The following is a 16,497-nucleotide window of genomic DNA, read 5'->3' on the forward strand; positions in this document are numbered from 1 at the left end:
TGGAGAGAATGGACAGGTGAGCACCGCACCGAGCGAACTCGAGAGCGCCGAGGTCGACGAGGCCATCGAGCTGAGTCCACCCTGGGTGACGATCGTCTGGAACGACCCGGTCAACCTGATGGACTACGTCACGTTCGTGTTCCAGACCTACTTCGGCTACTCGAAGCACAAGGCGGAGAAGCTCATGCTGCAGGTGCACCAGGACGGCAAGTCCGCGGTGTCGAACGGTAACCGCGAGTCGATGGAACGTGACGTCGAGGCGATGCACACCTACGGCCTGTGGGCCACCTGCGAGAAGTCGTGACCCGGTTCCGCAAGCGCCGCAAGACCGTCATCGTCAGTTTCGCCGAGCACGAGGCGGACATCCTGGCGAACCTGCTCCGCAACCTGGTCGAACTCCTGTACGACGGGATGCCGCCGCGCGCGGCTGAGTCCTCCGACCCGCTCGCCGCCCTGCTGATCGACACCGACGGACCCACGTCGCCGCCGGAGGACGTCGTACTTCAGCGGTTGCTGCCGGACGCGTACAAGTCCGACGACCAGGCATCGGCCGAGTTCCGCCGCTTCACCGAGCGCGGCCTGCGCGAGGGCAAGGTCTCCGACGCGCGGCGGGTGCTGTCCGCCCTGGAGGAGTCCGGCGCCGACGAGATCGCCCTCGAACCCGACGAGCAACTCTCCTGGCTCCGCGCCCTGAACGACCTCCGCCTGGCCATCGGCACCCGCCTGGACATCAAAGAAGAAGACGACTACGCCACCTGGGAAAAACTCCCCGACGACGACCCCCGCCGCCTCACGTACGACCTGTACGACTGGCTGGGATATCTCCAATCGGCGTTGCTGCATAACATGCGGTGAGTGAGCTATCCGAAGACTGGTGCGCGACTGACTGCTAGTGCTGACTTTCCGGGTATTGAGCGGGAGGTGTTGGGGTACTGGGAGGACGACGGGACGTTCCGGGCTTCGGTGGAGGGGCGGGCGGCGGGGGAGGACGGGGCTAACGAGTTCGTCTTCTACGACGGGCCGCCGTTCGCTAACGGGTTGCCGCATTACGGGCATCTGCTGACGGGGTACGTGAAGGACGTCGTACCGCGGTACCAGACCATGCGCGGGCGGCGGGTCGAGCGGCGGTTCGGGTGGGACACGCACGGGTTGCCGGCCGAGCTGGAGGCTCAGCGGGTGCTCGGGCTGAAGACGAAGGCCGAGATCCTCGCGCTCGGGATCGAGAAGTTCAACGAGGCCTGCCGGGCCTCGGTGCTGAAGTACACCGGTGAGTGGCGCAGTTACGTCACCCGGCAGGCGCGGTGGGTCGACTTCGACCATGACTACAAAACGCTCAATCGCGACTACATGGAGTCGGTGATCTGGGCGTTCAAGACGCTCTACGACAAGGGGCTGGTGTACGAGGGCCTGCGAGTGCTCCCGTACTGCTGGAACGACGAGACCCCGCTGTCCAACCACGAGCTGCGGATGGACGACGACGTCTACCAGCCGCGGCAGGACCCGTCGGTGACGGTCGCGGTCGTGCTGGAGACCGGTGAGCGACTGCTGGCGTGGACGACGACACCGTGGACCCTGCCGAGCAACCTCGCGATGGCCGTCGGTTCGGATGTCGACTATGTGGTGGTCCAAGTGGACGGTCATCCGACGATCCTGGCTGAGTCCCGTTTGGCCGCCTATGGCTACACAGATGTCATCCGCCGGCTGAAGGGTTCCGAGCTGATCGGGCTGCGCTACACCCCGCTGTTCGGCTTCTTCGCTGACACCGAGCGGTGGGGGACCCAGAACGCGTTCCAGGTGATCGCGGCCGAGCACGTCACCACCGACGAGGGCACGGGCGTCGTTCATATGGCCCCGGCGTACGGCGAGGAGGACCAGATCGCCTGTGATGCCGTCGGGATCCCCACGCTGCTGACCGTCGATGACGCAGCGCACTTCACTGGTGTGGTTCCGCCGTACCAGGGTCTGCACGTGTTCGAGGCGAACCGGCCGATCATCCGGGACCTGCGGGCGGCCGGTTCTCTGGTGCGTGAAGACAGCTACGTGCACAGCTACCCGCACTGCTGGCGGTGCCGCAATCCGCTGATCTACAAGGCGGTGTCGAGCTGGTTCGTCGAGGTGACCCGGATCCGGGACCGGATGGTCGAGCTGAACGAGCAGATCACCTGGGTGCCCGAGCACGTCAAGCACGGGCAGTTCGGCAAGTGGCTGTCGAACGCGCGGGACTGGTCGATCAGCCGGAACCGGTTCTGGGGCAGCCCGCTCCCGGTCTGGCGGTCCGACGACCCGGCGTACCCGCGGATCGACGTCTATGGGTCGATCGAGGAGCTCGAGCGGGACTTCGGCGTACCGGTTCCGGACCTGCACCGCCCGTACGTCGACGACCTCACGCGACCGAATCCGGACGACCCGACCGGGCGATCGACGATGCGGCGGGTGCCCGACGTCCTGGACGTGTGGTTCGACTCGGGGTCGATGAGTTTCGCGCAGGTGCACTACCCGTTCGAGAACACCGACTGGTTCGAGCACCACTTCCCGGGTGACTTCATCGTCGAGTACATCGGGCAGACGCGAGGCTGGTTCTACACGTTGCACGTGTTGTCGACGGCGTTGTTCGACCGGCCGGCGTTCTCGTCCTGCCTGAGTCACGGGATCGTGCTCGGCAACGACGGGCAGAAGATGAGCAAGTCGCTGCGGAACTACCCAGATGTGTCCGAGGTGTTCGACCGCGACGGCGCGGACGCGATGCGCTGGTTCCTGATGTCGAGCCCGATCCTGCGCGGCGGGAACCTGGTCGTCACCGAGGACGCCATCCGCGACGGCGTCCGGCAGGTGCTGATCCCGCTGTGGAACGCGTGGTACTTCTTCGCCCTGTACGCGAACGCCGCCGGCGCCTCCGGATCCTGGTCGACGGAATCGCCGGACCAACTGGATCGGTACCTGCTCGCGCGGCTGCGGATCTTCGTCGGCGACGTGCAGGCCAAACTCGATCGGTACGACGTGGCGTCGGCCTGTGACGCGGTGGGCGACTACCTCGAGGTGCTGACGAACTGGTACATCCGCCGCTCCCGGGAGCGGTTCTGGGCCGGCGATCAGGTGGCGATCAACACGCTCTACACCGCGCTGGAGGTGGTCTGCCGGACCGCGGCCCCGCTGCTTCCGCTGGTCTCGGAACAGGTGTGGCGCGGGCTGACCGGTGAGCGGTCGGTCCATTTGTCCGATTGGCCGATTGTTGACAATCTGCCGGACGATCCCGAGTTGGTCGCGCGGATGGACCGGGTCCGCGAGGTGTGCTCGGTCGCTTCGTCGATCCGGAAGGCCGAGGGCATCCGCGGCCGGCAGCCCTTGCGGTCGCTGACGGTGGCAACCGCCGCGGCGGCCGACCTCGAGCCGCTGGTGTCGATCATCGCGGCCGAGGTGAACGTCCGGGAGGTCGTGCTGACCTCGGCGGACGCGGTGGATGCGCCGGTGTCGCAGCGGCTGACCGTGAACGCCCGGGCGGCGGGACCGCGGTTGGGGCGGGACGTCCAGACGGTGATCAAGGCGTCGAAGAGCGGCGACTGGTCGGTGTCGCCGGCCGGCGCGGTGGTTGCCGGGGGCATCGAGTTGCTCCCGGAGGAATACACGCTCGAAACCACATTGGCCGAAGGCGGTTCCGCGAGCGGGCTGCTCTCCGGCGGCGGATTCGTCGTACTGGACACGACGGTCACACCCGAGCTCGAGGCCGAGGGGACTGCGCGCGACGTCATCCGCTCGGTGCAGCAGGCGCGGCGCGATGCCGGCCTGGAAGTGACCGATCGGGTCCGGCTGTCGCTGACCGCGGAGCCCGCTGTGGTGGCCGCCGTCGAGACGCATCGGGAGCTGATCATGGCGGAGACGCTGGCGGTCGAGCTCGATGTTGCGGAGGGTCCCGAACTGCGGATCAGCGTCACTGCCTAGGGTTGGCGACATGGAGACGCGGAGGCTTGGTCGGACTGGTCGGGACGTAGGCGTGGTCGGGCTCGGTGCCTGGCAGCTGGGCGCCGACTGGGGATCGGTGGACGAGAGTGACGCGCTGGCGGTGCTGCGGACGGCCGTCGAGGGCGGCGTCACGTTCATTGACACGGCGGACGTGTACGGCGACGGCCGCAGCGAGCGCCTGGTCGGGCAGGTCCTGAAGGAGTACGACGGCTTGACGGTGGCCACCAAGATGGGCCGCCGGGTCGAGCAGGTCCCGGAGAACTACTCGCCGGAGAACTTCCGCGCCTGGAACGACCGGTCCCGCCAGAACCTCGGTGTGGACACGATCGACCTGGTCCAGCTGCACTGCCCGCCGACGCCGGTCTACTCGACGGACGCGGTCTTCGACGCGCTCGACGCAATGGTGGCCGAGGGCCGGATCGCGGCGTACGGCGTGAGCGTGGAGACCTGCGCCGAGGCGCTCACCGCGATCGCCCGGCCGAACGTGGCGTCGGTGCAGATCATCCTGAACGCGTTCCGCCTGAAGCCGCTCGACGAGGTACTCCCGGCCGCCCAGGCAGCCGGCGTCGGCATCATCGCCCGCGTCCCGCTGGCCAGCGGTCTGCTGTCGGGCAAGTACGACGAGAACACCGCCTTCGGAGCCGACGACCACCGCACGTACAACCGCCATGGCGAGGCCTTCGACGTCGGCGAGACCTTCTCCGGCGTCGACTTCGGCACCGGCCTGGAGGCCGTCCGCCGCCTGATGCCCTGGCTCCCCGCCGGCACCACGATGGCCCAGTTCGCCCTCCGCTGGATCCTCGACCAACCGGGTGTGACCGTCGTCATCCCCGGCGCCCGCAACCCCGCCCAGGTCGCCGGTAACATCTCCGCCGCCACTGTGTCCCCGCTCACGGCCGACCAGCTGGCCGCCGTCCAGCAGACGTACGACGACCTGATCCGGCCACAGATCCACGACCGCTGGTAGCGCCCTGTCCGCATACTGGACCGACTCCCGGGTTGGCGGGGTCGGTCCGGCGGTCGCCGTACCGTGGTTGTCGTGTTGATCATCGAGAGCGCGACGTACGACGCGATCGTCGAGCATGCCCGCAAGGACCACCCGGACGAGGCGTGCGGCGTGGTCGCGGGGCCGGCCGGGTCGGACCGGGCGGTGCGGTTCGTGCCGATGCTCAACGCGGCCATGTCGCCGACGTTCTACGAGTTCGACTCCGGCGACCTGCTCCGGCTGTACAAGGAGATGGACGAGCGCGACGAGGAACCGGTGGTGATCTACCACTCGCACACCGCCACCGAGGCGTATCCGTCACGCACCGACATCAACCTGGCCCAGGAGCCGGGCGCCCACTACGTGCTGGTGTCGACCCGGGACGGCGCGGACTCCCCGGCGTACGACGGACCCGTCGAGTTCCGGTCGTACCGGATCGTCGACGGCGAGGTCGTGGAAGAAGAAGTGCGCGTGGTTGGTTCTTATAGAGAAACCGAAGGAGAGAACTGAGATATGGCGATCGAGCTGCGCGTGCCGACGATTCTGCGCACCTACACCAAGGGTGAGAAGGCGGTCAGCGGCGACGGTGCGACCTTGGCCGAGTTCATCGACGATGTGGAGGGCGCCAACCCGGGCCTGAAGGAGCGCATCGTCGAGGGCGAGCCGCAGGAGCTGCGCCGGTTCGTGAACGTGTACGTGAACGACGAGGACGTCCGGTTCACCGGCGGCCTGAAGACCGAGGTCAAGGACGGCGACGTGGTCGTCGTGCTGCCCGCGGTCGCCGGCGGCTGATCGTGCGTTTCGACAGCCTGCTGGACTCGGTCGGCGGCACCCCGCTGGTGGGCCTGCCGAAGCTCTCGCCCTCGGCCGACGTCCGGCTCTGGGCGAAGCTGGAGGACCACAACCCGACCGGTTCGATCAAGGACCGGGCGGCGCTGCGGATGCTGCTCGACGCCGAGAAGGACGGCCGGCTGCGGCCCGGGAACACGATCCTCGAGCCGACCTCGGGCAACACCGGGATCTCGCTGGCGATGGCGGCCAAGCTGCGCGGGTACCGGATGGTCTGCGTGATGCCGGAGAACACCTCCGAGGAGCGCCGCCAGATCCTGCGGATGTGGGGAGTCGAGATCATCTCCTCCCCGGCCGCGGGTGGTTCGAACGAGGCGGTCCGGGTGGCCAAGCAGGTTGCGGAGGAACACCCCGACTGGGTGATGCTCTACCAGTACGGCAACCCGTCGAACGCGGCCGCCCACTACGACGGCACGGCCCGGGAGATCCTGACCGACCTCCCGTCGGTGACCCACTTCGTGGCCGGCCTCGGCACCACCGGCACGCTGATGGGCGCCGGCCGGTTCTTCCGCGAGCACAAGCCCGAGGTGCGCATCGTCGCCGCCGAACCCCGGTACGGCGAACTTGTCTACGGACTGCGCAATCTCGACGAGGGCTTCGTCCCCGAGTTGTACGACGAGACGCTGATCGACGCGCGGTTCTCGGTCGGCCCGCGGGATGCCGTCCGCCGGGTCCGCGAACTGCTCGACAACGAAGGCATCTTCGCCGGCATCTCCACCGGCGCGATCCTGCACGCCGCCCTCGGCCAGGCGGCCAAGTGTGTCCGGGACGGTGAATCCGCGGACATCGCCTTCGTGGTCGCCGACGGCGGCTGGAAGTACCTGTCCACCGGCGCCTACGAAGGCACTATCGACGAGGCCGAGGATCGCCTCGAAGGGCAGTTGTGGGCCTGATCGTTGCTTTGGGCTCCTACGGTTGCTTGAAGAGCACTTTTCGTCCCAGTCGCGGATGCACGCCGCGGCCCTTGCAGCTGTTGCACGGTCGTTGGGCGTAGCTGAAGAGCGCGCCGCGATGGCGGCCGGCGCCCTTGCACCGGTTGCATTTCGCGTTCGGGTGCAGGGACAGCGAGACGACGTACAGAGCGAACGCCGCTATGGCCAGCACCACCATCATCCCCGTCGGCCCGAGGGACGCGGCGATGTCGGCGAACGTGCTGTGGGTGTCCGTAGCCTGATTCGCCGCCGTAGCGTCGTTCGGTTGCGGATGCGGTACGGCGGTGGTGCTCAACACCATCGCGATGTGGTGCGCCAGACTCATGGCATCACGGGCGGTCGAACAAACATCGCTCCAGAGTGTCCTGCATCACGCGAAAAGGCAATTCCATAACGTAAAGATGTGGACAACCTCGGCGTGTCGGATCGCCAGGTTAGGTAAGGCTGCCTTCGGACCTGCCCGCGACCGGACCTGTATAAGCTCTCCGGTGTGGCAGACGCACCGGTGGGGATCTTCGACTCAGGCTTCGGCGGACTCACGGTCGCCCGCGCAGTGCTCGACCAGTTGCCGCACGAACCGATCCTGTATCTCGGTGACACCGCCCGCCAGCCGTACGGACCCAAGCCGATCGCCGAAGTCCGCGAGTACGCGCTGGAGTGCCTGGACCACCTCGTCGAGGCCGGCGTGAAGATGCTCGTCATCGCGTGCAACTCGGCCAGCGCCGCGATGCTCCGTGACGCCCGCGAGCGGTACGACGTTCCGGTGGTGGAAGTGATCCTCCCGGCCGCCCGCCGCGCCGTCGCCGCGACCCGGAACCAGCGCGTCGGCGTGATCTGCACCAGGGCGACCGCGCAGTCGCTCGCCTACGAGGACGGGTTCGCCGCCGCGCCGCAGGTGGAGCTGTTCACCCGCGCCTGCCCGGAGTTCGTCGACTTCGTCGAGCGGGGCGTGACGTCCGGGCCGGAGTTGCTCGAGGCCGCGCACGAGTACCTCGACCCACTGGTCGAAGCCGGCGTGGACACGCTCATCCTCGGCTGCACCCACTATCCACTGCTGACCGGCGTGATCTCGTACGTGATGGGTGACAACGTCACCCTGGTCAGCAGTGCGGAGGAGTGCGCCAAGGACGTGTACGGCGTCCTGACCAAGACGGGCCTGCTCCGCCCGGACAACCTGCCCGAACCGCCACACCGCTTCGTCACCACGGGCAGCCCGGACGAATTCGCGGCGATCGGCTCGCGCTTCCTCGGCCCGGTGCTGTCGTCGGTCGACCAGTTCGCCTGGATCCGTTAGCCCATCAGGGATGTGATCCAGCTCGCACCGAAGGTTGTCGACGGCACCGGCCTTCCTGCGAGCGGGCCAACCCGCCGGTAGTGTTCAAGCTATGAAGCTCACCGTGATCGGTTGCTCCGGGTCCGTCCCCGGGCCGGACTCGGCCGCCTCGAGCTATCTGGTCACCGCCGAGGGTTTCCACCTGATCCTCGACCTCGGCAGTGGCGCGCTCGGCTCGCTCCAGCGGCACCTCGCCGTCCCGGAGATCGGCGCGATCGGCCTGTCCCACTTGCATCCTGACCACTGCATGGATCTGTGCGGGCTGTACGTCGCGGCCAAGTACGCGCCGGGCGCGCCGATCCCGCGGATCCCCGTCTTCGGGCCGCCCGGGACAGCCGGCCGGATGGCGCTGGCCTACGACCTGCCGACGAATCCCGGGATGGAGGAGGAACTGGAATTCCATGCCTGGCAGGAAGTTCAGACCATCGGCCCCTTCACCGTCCGGACCGCGCGGATGGTGCACCCGGTCCCGGCGTACGCGATCCGGGTTGAACACGGCAACAAGTCACTCGTCTACACCGGCGACACCGGTCCCAACGACGCGCTGATCGAGCTCGCTCGCGGCGCCGACGTACTGCTGTCCGAGGCGGCGTTGCCGGACAACGATCCGCACAACCCGACCGACCTCCACCTGACGCCCGCCGACGCCGGCGAACAGGCCAAGAAGGCCGGCGTCAAACGCCTCGTCATCACCCACGTCCCACCCTGGTACGACCGCGAGACCCAAGCCGAGAACGCCCGTCGGACCTACCCCGGTCCGGTCGAGATCGCCACCCCGCATGCCGTTTTCGACATCTGACGGCGTGCGGTTGTGGACCGCAACCACCGGGACGCCGACCTCCGCCCCGCCCGTGGTCATCCTGCACGGCGGGCCTGGTCTCTGGGACGACTATGCCGTCCTCGCGGAGATGCTGGACGATCTGACCGTCGTGCATCGCTTCGACCAGCGTGGTTGCGGTCGCTCGGATCCGTCGGACGAACAAACGATGGCTCGACTGGCGCAGGACATCGACGAACTCCGCGAGTACTGGGGACACGAGCGCATCGTCGTCCTCGGCCACTCCGCCGGTGCCACGCTCGCGGTGATCTACGCGGCGGCCTATCCCGACCACACGGCCGGAGTGGTCTACCTGGGCGGCGTCGGAATCGGTGACTGGCGTACGCCGTACTACGCGGAGCTCGAGCGCCGGATGACGCCGGCCCAGCGAGATCGGCTGGACGCCCTCACCAGGAGCACACGGACTCCGGACGAAGAGATCGAGTTCCGGGTGCTGAGCTGGTTCACCAGTCACGCGGATCAGTCGATGGCGCTCGCGTGGGCCCACGAGGAAGCGTCCGTTGACCTGCCGATCAACTTCGCCGCGAACCGGGCGCTGAACGACGAGACCAGGTCCTGGCCGGCCAGCTACCTCGCCGGCCTCGCCGCCACCCTCCCGATGCCCGTCACTTTCGTCCATGGTGACGGCGATCCACGCCCGGTCTCGTTCGTCCAGATGTTGGCTGCGCACACCCCGGACCACGCCTTCCACCTGATCCCGGGCGCCGGCCATTCACCCTGGCGTGAGAGACCGGAGGAGCTCCGCAACGTGCTTCGGCACGCGGTCTCCGGCATGTGCTGACCGGTCCGGACTTGAGGGACTGGACAGATTCGGATTCTGAGATCTACTCTCAAATTAGAGCTGATCTCAGAAAGGTGTTCCGTCATGACCGCAGTCACACTCGACCCGCGCCGGTGGTGGGCGCTGGGGGCGATGTCGCTCAGCCTGATCGTGATCGGGCTGGATCTCACCGTGCTGAACGTCGCGCTGCCGACCCTGGCGACCGAGCTGGATGCGTCGACGAGTCAGCTGCAGTGGTTCGCGAACGCCTACACGCTCGTGCTTGCCTCACTGCTGCTTCCCGCCGGGCTGCTCGGCGACCGGTACGGGCCGAAGCGGTTGATGCTGGGTGCGCTCGTGGTGTTCGGGCTTGCCTCCGCGGCCTGCGCGTTCGCCGACTCGCCGGGCGAACTGATCGCGGCGCGGGCAGCGCTCGGCATCGGCTCGGCGTTCCTGATTCCGCTGTCGATGTCGTTGCTCAACATCCTGTTCGCGCCGGAGGAGCGCCAGCGTGCGATGACGCTGTGGCTGATGGCGAACTCGATCGGCATCCCGCTCGGCCCGGTGCTCGGCGGATGGCTGCTCGACCACTACCGCTGGGGCTCGATCTTCCTGATCAACCTGCCGCTGGTCGCGATCGGCCTGCTCGCGGTGGCGCTTCTCATTCCGCTGACTCCAGGCCACCGTTCGCGGCGGATCGACGTACCGGGGATCCTGCTGACCGGCGCTGGGCTCGTGTCGCTGACCTACGGGTTCATCGAGGCAGGCGAGCGCGGCTGGGGCTCGGTGTGGGCGATCGGTGGGATCGCGGCCGGCGTGGTTCTGCTGGCGGCGTTCGTCGTGTGGGCACGGCGTACGTCGGACCCCTTGGTCGACCTGGGTCTGTTCCGATCGGCGGGCTTCACGTGGGGGACTGTGCTCGCGACGATGGCGTCGTTCGCGTTGGTGGGTCTGCTGTTCGTGCTGCCGCAGCTGTTCCAGGCCGTGCAGGGCGCGGACGCGTTGCAGACCGGGCTGCGGTTGCTGCCGATCATCGGCGGAATGCTGATCGGGGCGAAGGCCGCCGAGCGACTGGTCACCGTGGCGGGAGCGCGGGTCTCGGTGGTCGTCGGCTTCCTGCTGATGCTGCTCGGCCTGGCGATCGGAGCCTTCACCGGAGTCGGCAACGGCTATGGGTTCACGGCGGTCTGGGTCAGCCTGGTCGGGGTCAGCATCGGGTTCACGCTGCCGCCGATGAACGGGCTGGCGCTCGCGGCCCTGCCGATCGAACAGAGCGGATCCGGGTCCGCGCTGATCCAGGCGTGCCGGCAGGTCGGCGGCACGCTCGGTGTCGCGATTCTCGGGACGGTGCTGAACGCGGCGTACCGGAACCACCTGGACGTCGGCGGTCTGCCGCCGGCCGTGGCCGACGCGGCCCGCGAGAGTGCGTCGGCCGGGGTCGCGATCGGCTCGCCGGCTCTCACCCGATCTGCACGCGAAGCCTTTGTGCACGGCATGGACATCACGCTGTGGGTGTGCACCGGGCTCGCCCTCGTCGGGATCGTGCTCGCGCTGGCCTTCCTGCCACGCCGTACCTCGCCCGCCGAGCCGGAGCAGCAGGAAGTTGCCACAATCGGAGCATGAAGACGGACAAGCCGCCTGGGCTGCGGGAGCGCAAGAAGGCGAAGACGCGGGCGGCCATCCAGGAGCACGCGCTGCGGTTGTTCCGCGACCAGGGGTACGCCGAGACGACCGTGCAGGAGATCGCGGCCGCGGCCGAGGTGTCGCCGGCGACCTTCTTCCGGTACTTCGCGACCAAGGAGGACACCGTCGTCCTCGACCGGCTCGACCCGCTGATGATCGAGCTGTTCCGCGCCCAGCCGCCCGAGCTCGGCCCGACCGAGGCCCTCCAGGCGGCGATCCGGCAGAGCATGACCACCCTCTCCGAGGACGAGTGGGAACTGGAGTCCGAACGCCAGCAGCTCGTCATGAACGCCCCCGAGCTCCGTGTCCGGATGCTCGACCAGCTCTACGCCGGCATCGACCTGCTCGCCGACCTCGCCGCCGAACGCACCGGCCGCGCCCCCACCGACTTCGCCGTCCGAGCCTGGGCCGGCGCCGTCATCGGCGTCGTCATGGCCACCTACCAACGAGCCGTCGACGCTCCCATGCTCGAGTACCTCGCCACGATCGACCGCGCCTTCGACCTCCTCGGTGCCGGCTTGCCACTCGCACCGTAGCCGGGTCGGCACACCCCGAAGCCCCCCCTTGCCGTGGTGCCCCGGATCGGATCACACTGCAATCCAGGGTTGGGGGGCGCGCGGGGGGCGCGTGGAGCTCGTGTTGGGGGTGGGGGCGATGGTGCGTCGACGTGCCTGGAAACCGCTGGGGATTCTGCTTGCGCTCGCGTTGGCCGCGGTGGGCTTGGTCGCGACCACGGGGCCGGCCGTGGCGGCAACGCCGGCGCATGTCCAGAGCCGGGCCAAGGAGATCACTTCGGGCACGCTCAACAGCCTGGCGTTCTCGTCCGCGAACACGGCCGGGAACCTGATCGTCGTCTACCTGATCTGGAACACGAGCGCGTCGGTGACCATGTCCGACACCAGGGGCAACGCGTACGCCGCGGCCGCGCCGGTGACGCGGTGGAACAACAACACCTGGAGTTCGCAGGTGTTCTACGCCAAGAACATCGGCGCCGGCGCGAACACCGTGCGGGCCACGTTCTCGGCCGCGATCACCGCGTGGGCGGACCTGTACATCCACGAATATTCCGGCCTGGACAAGACAAACCCGCTCGACGTGTCGTCGGCCGCGGTCGGCACGACGGCCGCGATGGACAGTGGTACGGCAACCACCACCAACGCGTCGGACCTGATCTTCGGTGCGGGCGCGTCGACCAGCAACGTGAACGCTGCCGGTACGGGCTTCACCACCCGGCGCAGCAACTTCGGCAACCGGACCGAGGACAAAATCGTCAGTACGGCGGGGCCGTACAACGCCACCGCCACCCAGAACGGCGCCTCCTGGGTGATGCACATGGTGGCCTTCAAGGCCGACTCGACTCCTGCCGACACCACACCGCCGACAGTCGCCATCACCTCACCGGCCAACATGGCGACGGTCAACGACATCGTGACGGTGTCAGCCGATGCCGCCGACAACGATCGCGTCGCGGGCGTGCAGTTCTTCGTCGACGGTACGGCGACGGGGCCCGAGGACACGGCGTCGCCGTACGCGCTGACCTGGGACAGCCGGACGGTCGGCAACGGCGCACACACCCTCACCGCGCGGGTCCGGGACGCGTCCGGGAACACGACGACGTCGGCGGTGGTGAACGTCAACGTCACGAACACGAACTACTTCCAGAACCAGATCCTGGCGACCGGGTTCGACCTGCCGACGACGTTCGAGTTCCTGCCCGACGGCCGGATGCTGGTCGCCGAGCTCGAGGGCAAGATCAAGGTGCTGCCGCCGCCGTACACGACGCCGAGTCCGACGCTGTTCCTGCAGATCACCAACATCGGTCAGGCGGGTGTCCAGCAGGGCATCTACGACCTCGTCCTCGACCCCGCGTTCACGACGAACCACTTCTACTACGTCTTCTACACACTCGGTACGCCGAACCACGACCGCGTCTCCCGGTTCACCGCGAACGCCAACCTGGACGGCACCGTGGCCGGCAGCGAGTTCGTGCTGTACGAGGATCCGCAGGACGCGAACGCCGAGCACCACGGCGGCGCGCTGAACTTCGCGAACGACGGCAAGCTCCTGTTCACCACGGGCGAGCACTTCGTCCCGTCGGCCGCGCCGCTGCTCACCAGTCCGCGCGGCAAGGTGCACCGGATCAACACCGACGGCACCGCGCCGACCGACAACCCGTTCTACGACGGTGCGGGCCCGAACGTCGACACGATCTGGGCCCGCGGTCTGCGCAACCCGTTCCGCGCGTACTACGACCCGCCGACCGGGCGCTTGTTCATCGGTGATGTCGGAGGCAACGATCCCTCCACCTCGAAGGAGGAGATCGATCTCGGCGTACGCGGTGCGGACTACGGGTGGCCCGCCACCGAAGGTCCCTGTTCGGCGCCGTGCACCAGCCCGTTGCTGTGGTACCCGCACAGCGGTCGTGACGCTGCGGTGACCGGCGGCTTCGTCTACCACGGCACCGCGTTCCCGCCGGCGTACCGCGGCGCCTATTTCTACGCCGACTACACGCAGAACTGGATCCGCGGTCTCACCCTGGACGCGAACGGCGCGGTCGCCGGCACCTTCAACTTCGAGCCCGCCGACGGCTCGGTCGACGGACCGTACGGCGACATCGTCTACCTGGCCGAGGGACCCGACGGCGCCTTGTACTACGCGGATCTGGGCTACTCGGACGAGAGTGGCCAGTTCGGAGTCAGCAAGATCCGCCGGATCAAGTACGTGCAGAACAACCAGGCACCGATCGTCAACGCCTCGGCCACACCCACGTCGGGCCCGGCACCGCTGAACGTGTCGTTCTCGAGCGCCGGCTCGTCCGATCCCGAGGGCCAACCGCTCACGTACTCCTGGGCGTTCGGCGACGGCACGACATCCACCGAGGCGAATCCGACCCACACGTACACGACCGCCGGCGCGTACCAGGTTCGGCTGACCGTGTCCGACGGGGTGAACAGCTCGCTCTCGACACCGCTCACGATCAGCGCGGGAAGTGTGCCGACGGCAACTATCCTCTCGCCGACCGACGGCGTCCACTTCCGGGCCGGGGACGTGATCACCTACAGCGGTGCGGGCAACGATCCCGACGACGGCGCGCTGCCCGCGAGCGCCTTCACCTGGAACATCGACTTCCTGCACGACGGCCACGTGCATCCCGGGACGCCGATCACCGGGGTCACGGGCGGCACGTTCACCATCCCGGTGACGGGACACGACTTCACCGGGAACACCAGGTATCGCATCACCTTGACGGTCCGCGACTCGACCGGCCTGACCTCGACGCAGTCGGTCACGGTCTGGCCGGACAAGGTGAACCTGAACTTCGACACCGTGCCAACGGGCCGGACGCTGTATCTCGACGGGATCGCGCGGGCCACGCCGTTCGTCGCCGACACTCTGATCGGCTACAACCACGTCGTCGAGGCGCGCAACCAGACCGCGGGCAACACGTCGTACACGTTCTCGTCGTGGTCCGACGGCGGCGGTCAGCAACACACCATCACGGTGCCCGACACCCCGCAGAGCTACGTGGCGACGTACACCGCGACGCAACTCCCGACCGGACTGGTGGGTGCGTGGGGCTTCAACGAGGTCTCCGGTACGACGGCCAGCGACTCGTCCGGCAGTGGGAACAACGGGACGATGTCTGGTGCGGGCGTTACCAGGACCACGGCCGGCAAGTACGGCGGAGCCCTGTCCTTCAACGGCTCGTCGGGCAACGTGACCGTGCCGAACGCCGCCTCGCTCAACTTCAGCTCCAGCTACACCCTCGAGGCCTGGGTCAACCCGACCGCACTGAGCAACTACGAGACCGTCCTGATCAAGGAGGTGACCGGTGGCTGCGGCTACTGGCTGCAGACGACCGGCAACCGCATCGCCAGCGGATTCAGCAACGGCGGATGCCGTGAGTTCGTCAGCACGACGCCAACCGTGCCGCTCAACCAGTGGTCGCATCTGGCCGCCGTCTTCAACGACACCGCGAACACGTACACCCTCTACCTCAACGGCACGGCGATCCTGACCGCGGCGCAGACCGTCTCGCCGGTCCCCAACACCCAGGCACTGGTGTTCGGCCAGTCCGCCTGCAGCAGTTGCGGCGGCGAACGCTGGCGCGGGCTGATCGACGACATCCGCATCTACAACCGCGCCCTGACCACCACCGAGATCCAGGCCGACCGGGACACCGGAATCAGCTAGCGCCGGTCACGCGGCGTACTCCACGGCAGTACGCCGCAGCGGCCGGTCGCCGGCCTGGAGCCCGAATCTGCCCGCAGCCGAGCCACCGCGCACCACCAACTCGACGAACCCCGTGCCCGAGCTGCCCACGATGAGGCCCGCGGCACCACTCGGTACGGCGGTCAGGTGGGAGTAGCAGGTGACGTCGACCTCGTCCGTGGTGCCGTCGGGGTTGCGGCGGGTGACGGGGAGGGACTTGCCGAGGGTGAAACCGAGGTCCTCGGGTCGGCAGGCGAGTTTGCAGTTGCCGAAGTTGTCGACGACGCTCACGGTCGGGTCGTCGTCGAGCGTGTGAGGTACGGCGGTCTCGGTCGCGGGGACCGCGTGCCCGTCGGCGACCCACTTGGCCAGCAGGGGCAGGTACCACAGGCTGCGGAACTGGGTGCCGACGATCTTGTCGATCTCCGTGGCGCTGAAGTCGGCCCAAGCGCCGGCCGCCTCGACGACCTCGCGGATGTCGGTGACGTAGACGCGGTCGACACCGAGTTCACGTCGTACCAGGGACAGCGCGCGAGCGTTGAAGGTACTGGCGACCAGGTGCCGCCCGTAGGTGAAGAAGCAGAACGGGACGCCGTTCGGCCAGACGCCGTCGCGGGGCGCGATGTTCAGCAGCGTGATGGTGGGATGGCCGGCCTCGCCCAACGTGGTCGCGGATTGTAGACAATCCAGCAAGGTGAGTGCAGCGAACGACTCCGGATCAGGCCCGTCGGCCGCGACGATAGTCGGCGACTGCCCGAACAGGGCGCCGATCCGGGTGCTGAGTCTGGCCCGGGCGTTACCGTCCGAACAGTCGGTGACATAGGTGATCGGGTACATGCGTGGCTCCTGGTGTCTGCAGCTGAGAACAAAAAGAGAGAGGCCCCCGACATCGGGGGCCTCTCGCTGCAAGCACATGCGCCTACGCCGCTAGAGTCCTCCGCATCGAGG

The 16,497-nt window shown here is 67.9% G+C and carries 15 protein-coding genes; 13 read left to right on the plus strand and 2 right to left on the minus strand.

Annotation, left to right across the window (positions count from 1 at the left end):
* Positions 1-16: 16 nt before the first annotated feature.
* The 7 genes from clpS (at position 17) to AB0E63_RS00150 (ending at position 6,684) form a co-directional block, all read left to right on the plus strand.
* The gene (gene clpS / locus AB0E63_RS00120) at positions 17-304 is read left to right on the plus strand and encodes an ATP-dependent Clp protease adapter ClpS (RefSeq protein ID WP_360358926.1); all 288 of its coding nucleotides are present in this window, start codon (positions 17-19) and stop codon (positions 302-304) included.
* Entirely contained in the window at positions 301-855 is a 555-nt protein-coding gene (locus AB0E63_RS00125) for a DUF2017 domain-containing protein (protein ID WP_360358928.1), read from the plus strand. Before clpS ends, AB0E63_RS00125 begins: the two co-directional genes overlap by 4 nt.
* Entirely contained in the window at positions 856-3,936 is a 3,081-nt protein-coding gene (ileS, locus tag AB0E63_RS00130) for an isoleucine--tRNA ligase (RefSeq protein ID WP_360358930.1), read from the plus strand. It abuts the gene before it with no gap.
* A gap of 10 nt (positions 3,937-3,946) precedes the next feature.
* Positions 3,947-4,924, plus strand: coding sequence for an aldo/keto reductase (locus AB0E63_RS00135; protein WP_360358932.1), 978 nt, complete (start codon positions 3,947-3,949; stop codon positions 4,922-4,924).
* Positions 4,925-4,996: 72 nt separating this feature from the next.
* Positions 4,997-5,452 carry a M67 family metallopeptidase gene (locus AB0E63_RS00140; RefSeq protein WP_360358934.1) on the plus strand — a complete coding sequence of 152 codons (456 nt, stop codon included), beginning with the start codon at positions 4,997-4,999 and terminating at the stop codon, positions 5,450-5,452.
* Positions 5,453-5,455: 3 nt separating this feature from the next.
* Entirely contained in the window at positions 5,456-5,734 is a 279-nt protein-coding gene (locus tag AB0E63_RS00145) for a MoaD/ThiS family protein (protein WP_360358936.1), read from the plus strand.
* Positions 5,734-6,684, plus strand: a complete 951-nt coding sequence (locus AB0E63_RS00150) for a cysteine synthase family protein (protein ID WP_360359618.1) — start codon at positions 5,734-5,736, stop codon at positions 6,682-6,684. Before AB0E63_RS00145 ends, AB0E63_RS00150 begins: the two co-directional genes overlap by 1 nt.
* Positions 6,685-6,700: 16 nt before the next feature.
* Here the strand turns inward: AB0E63_RS00150 and AB0E63_RS00155 are convergent, their stop codons facing one another.
* Positions 6,701-7,048 (minus strand): hypothetical protein, encoded by a 348-nt coding sequence (locus tag AB0E63_RS00155; protein ID WP_360358938.1) that lies wholly within the window; start codon positions 7,046-7,048, stop codon positions 6,701-6,703.
* Positions 7,049-7,213: 165 nt separating this feature from the next.
* On the opposite strand from AB0E63_RS00155, the gene murI reads away from it, so the two are divergent.
* The 6 genes from murI (at position 7,214) to AB0E63_RS00185 (ending at position 15,531) form a co-directional block, all read left to right on the plus strand.
* Positions 7,214-8,017, plus strand: coding sequence for a glutamate racemase (gene murI / locus AB0E63_RS00160; RefSeq protein ID WP_360358940.1), 804 nt, complete (start codon positions 7,214-7,216; stop codon positions 8,015-8,017).
* Between the two features lie 91 nt (positions 8,018-8,108).
* Entirely contained in the window at positions 8,109-8,855 is a 747-nt protein-coding gene (locus AB0E63_RS00165; RefSeq protein ID WP_360358942.1) for an MBL fold metallo-hydrolase, read from the plus strand.
* Positions 8,836-9,675, plus strand: coding sequence for an alpha/beta hydrolase (locus tag AB0E63_RS00170; protein WP_360358944.1), 840 nt, complete (start codon positions 8,836-8,838; stop codon positions 9,673-9,675). The genes AB0E63_RS00165 and AB0E63_RS00170 overlap by 20 nt, the downstream gene beginning before the upstream one ends.
* An 84-nt stretch (positions 9,676-9,759) precedes the next feature.
* Complete coding sequence (locus tag AB0E63_RS00175; RefSeq protein ID WP_360358946.1) at positions 9,760-11,277, plus strand: DHA2 family efflux MFS transporter permease subunit; 1,518 nt, start codon at positions 9,760-9,762, stop codon at positions 11,275-11,277.
* Entirely contained in the window at positions 11,274-11,873 is a 600-nt protein-coding gene (locus AB0E63_RS00180; protein ID WP_360358948.1) for a TetR family transcriptional regulator, read from the plus strand. Before AB0E63_RS00175 ends, AB0E63_RS00180 begins: the two co-directional genes overlap by 4 nt.
* Before the next feature lie 118 nt (positions 11,874-11,991).
* On the plus strand, positions 11,992-15,531 hold the full coding sequence (locus tag AB0E63_RS00185) for a PQQ-dependent sugar dehydrogenase (protein WP_360358950.1): 3,540 nt from the start codon (positions 11,992-11,994) through the stop codon (positions 15,529-15,531).
* 6 nt (positions 15,532-15,537) lie between these two features.
* Here the strand turns inward: AB0E63_RS00185 and AB0E63_RS00190 are convergent, their stop codons facing one another.
* A complete protein-coding gene (locus AB0E63_RS00190) occupies positions 15,538-16,386 on the minus strand; it encodes an SAM hydroxide adenosyltransferase (protein ID WP_360358952.1) in 849 nt (282 codons plus the stop codon).
* Positions 16,387-16,497 lie beyond the last annotated feature (111 nt).

The organism is Kribbella sp. NPDC026596, assembly GCF_040638415.1.
Lineage (GTDB): Bacteria > Actinomycetota > Actinomycetes > Propionibacteriales > Kribbellaceae > Kribbella.

Excerpts from the sequence above, each read along its gene's own strand:
- AB0E63_RS00165 (WP_360358942.1), top strand. The coding sequence starts at position 8,109 with ATGAAGCTCACCGTGATCGGTTGCTCCGGGTCCGTCCCCGGGCCGGAC.
- AB0E63_RS00155 (WP_360358938.1), bottom strand. The coding sequence starts at position 7,048 with ATGAGTCTGGCGCACCACATCGCGATGGTGTTGAGCACCACCGCCGTA.
- AB0E63_RS00135 (WP_360358932.1), top strand. The coding sequence starts at position 3,947 with ATGGAGACGCGGAGGCTTGGTCGGACTGGTCGGGACGTAGGCGTGGTC.
- AB0E63_RS00180 (WP_360358948.1), top strand. The coding sequence starts at position 11,274 with ATGAAGACGGACAAGCCGCCTGGGCTGCGGGAGCGCAAGAAGGCGAAG.
- AB0E63_RS00190 (WP_360358952.1), bottom strand. The coding sequence starts at position 16,386 with ATGTACCCGATCACCTATGTCACCGACTGTTCGGACGGTAACGCCCGG.
- AB0E63_RS00185 (WP_360358950.1), top strand. The coding sequence starts at position 11,992 with ATGGTGCGTCGACGTGCCTGGAAACCGCTGGGGATTCTGCTTGCGCTC.
- AB0E63_RS00145 (WP_360358936.1), top strand. The coding sequence starts at position 5,456 with ATGGCGATCGAGCTGCGCGTGCCGACGATTCTGCGCACCTACACCAAG.
- AB0E63_RS00170 (WP_360358944.1), top strand. The coding sequence starts at position 8,836 with ATGCCGTTTTCGACATCTGACGGCGTGCGGTTGTGGACCGCAACCACC.
- AB0E63_RS00175 (WP_360358946.1), top strand. The coding sequence starts at position 9,760 with ATGACCGCAGTCACACTCGACCCGCGCCGGTGGTGGGCGCTGGGGGCG.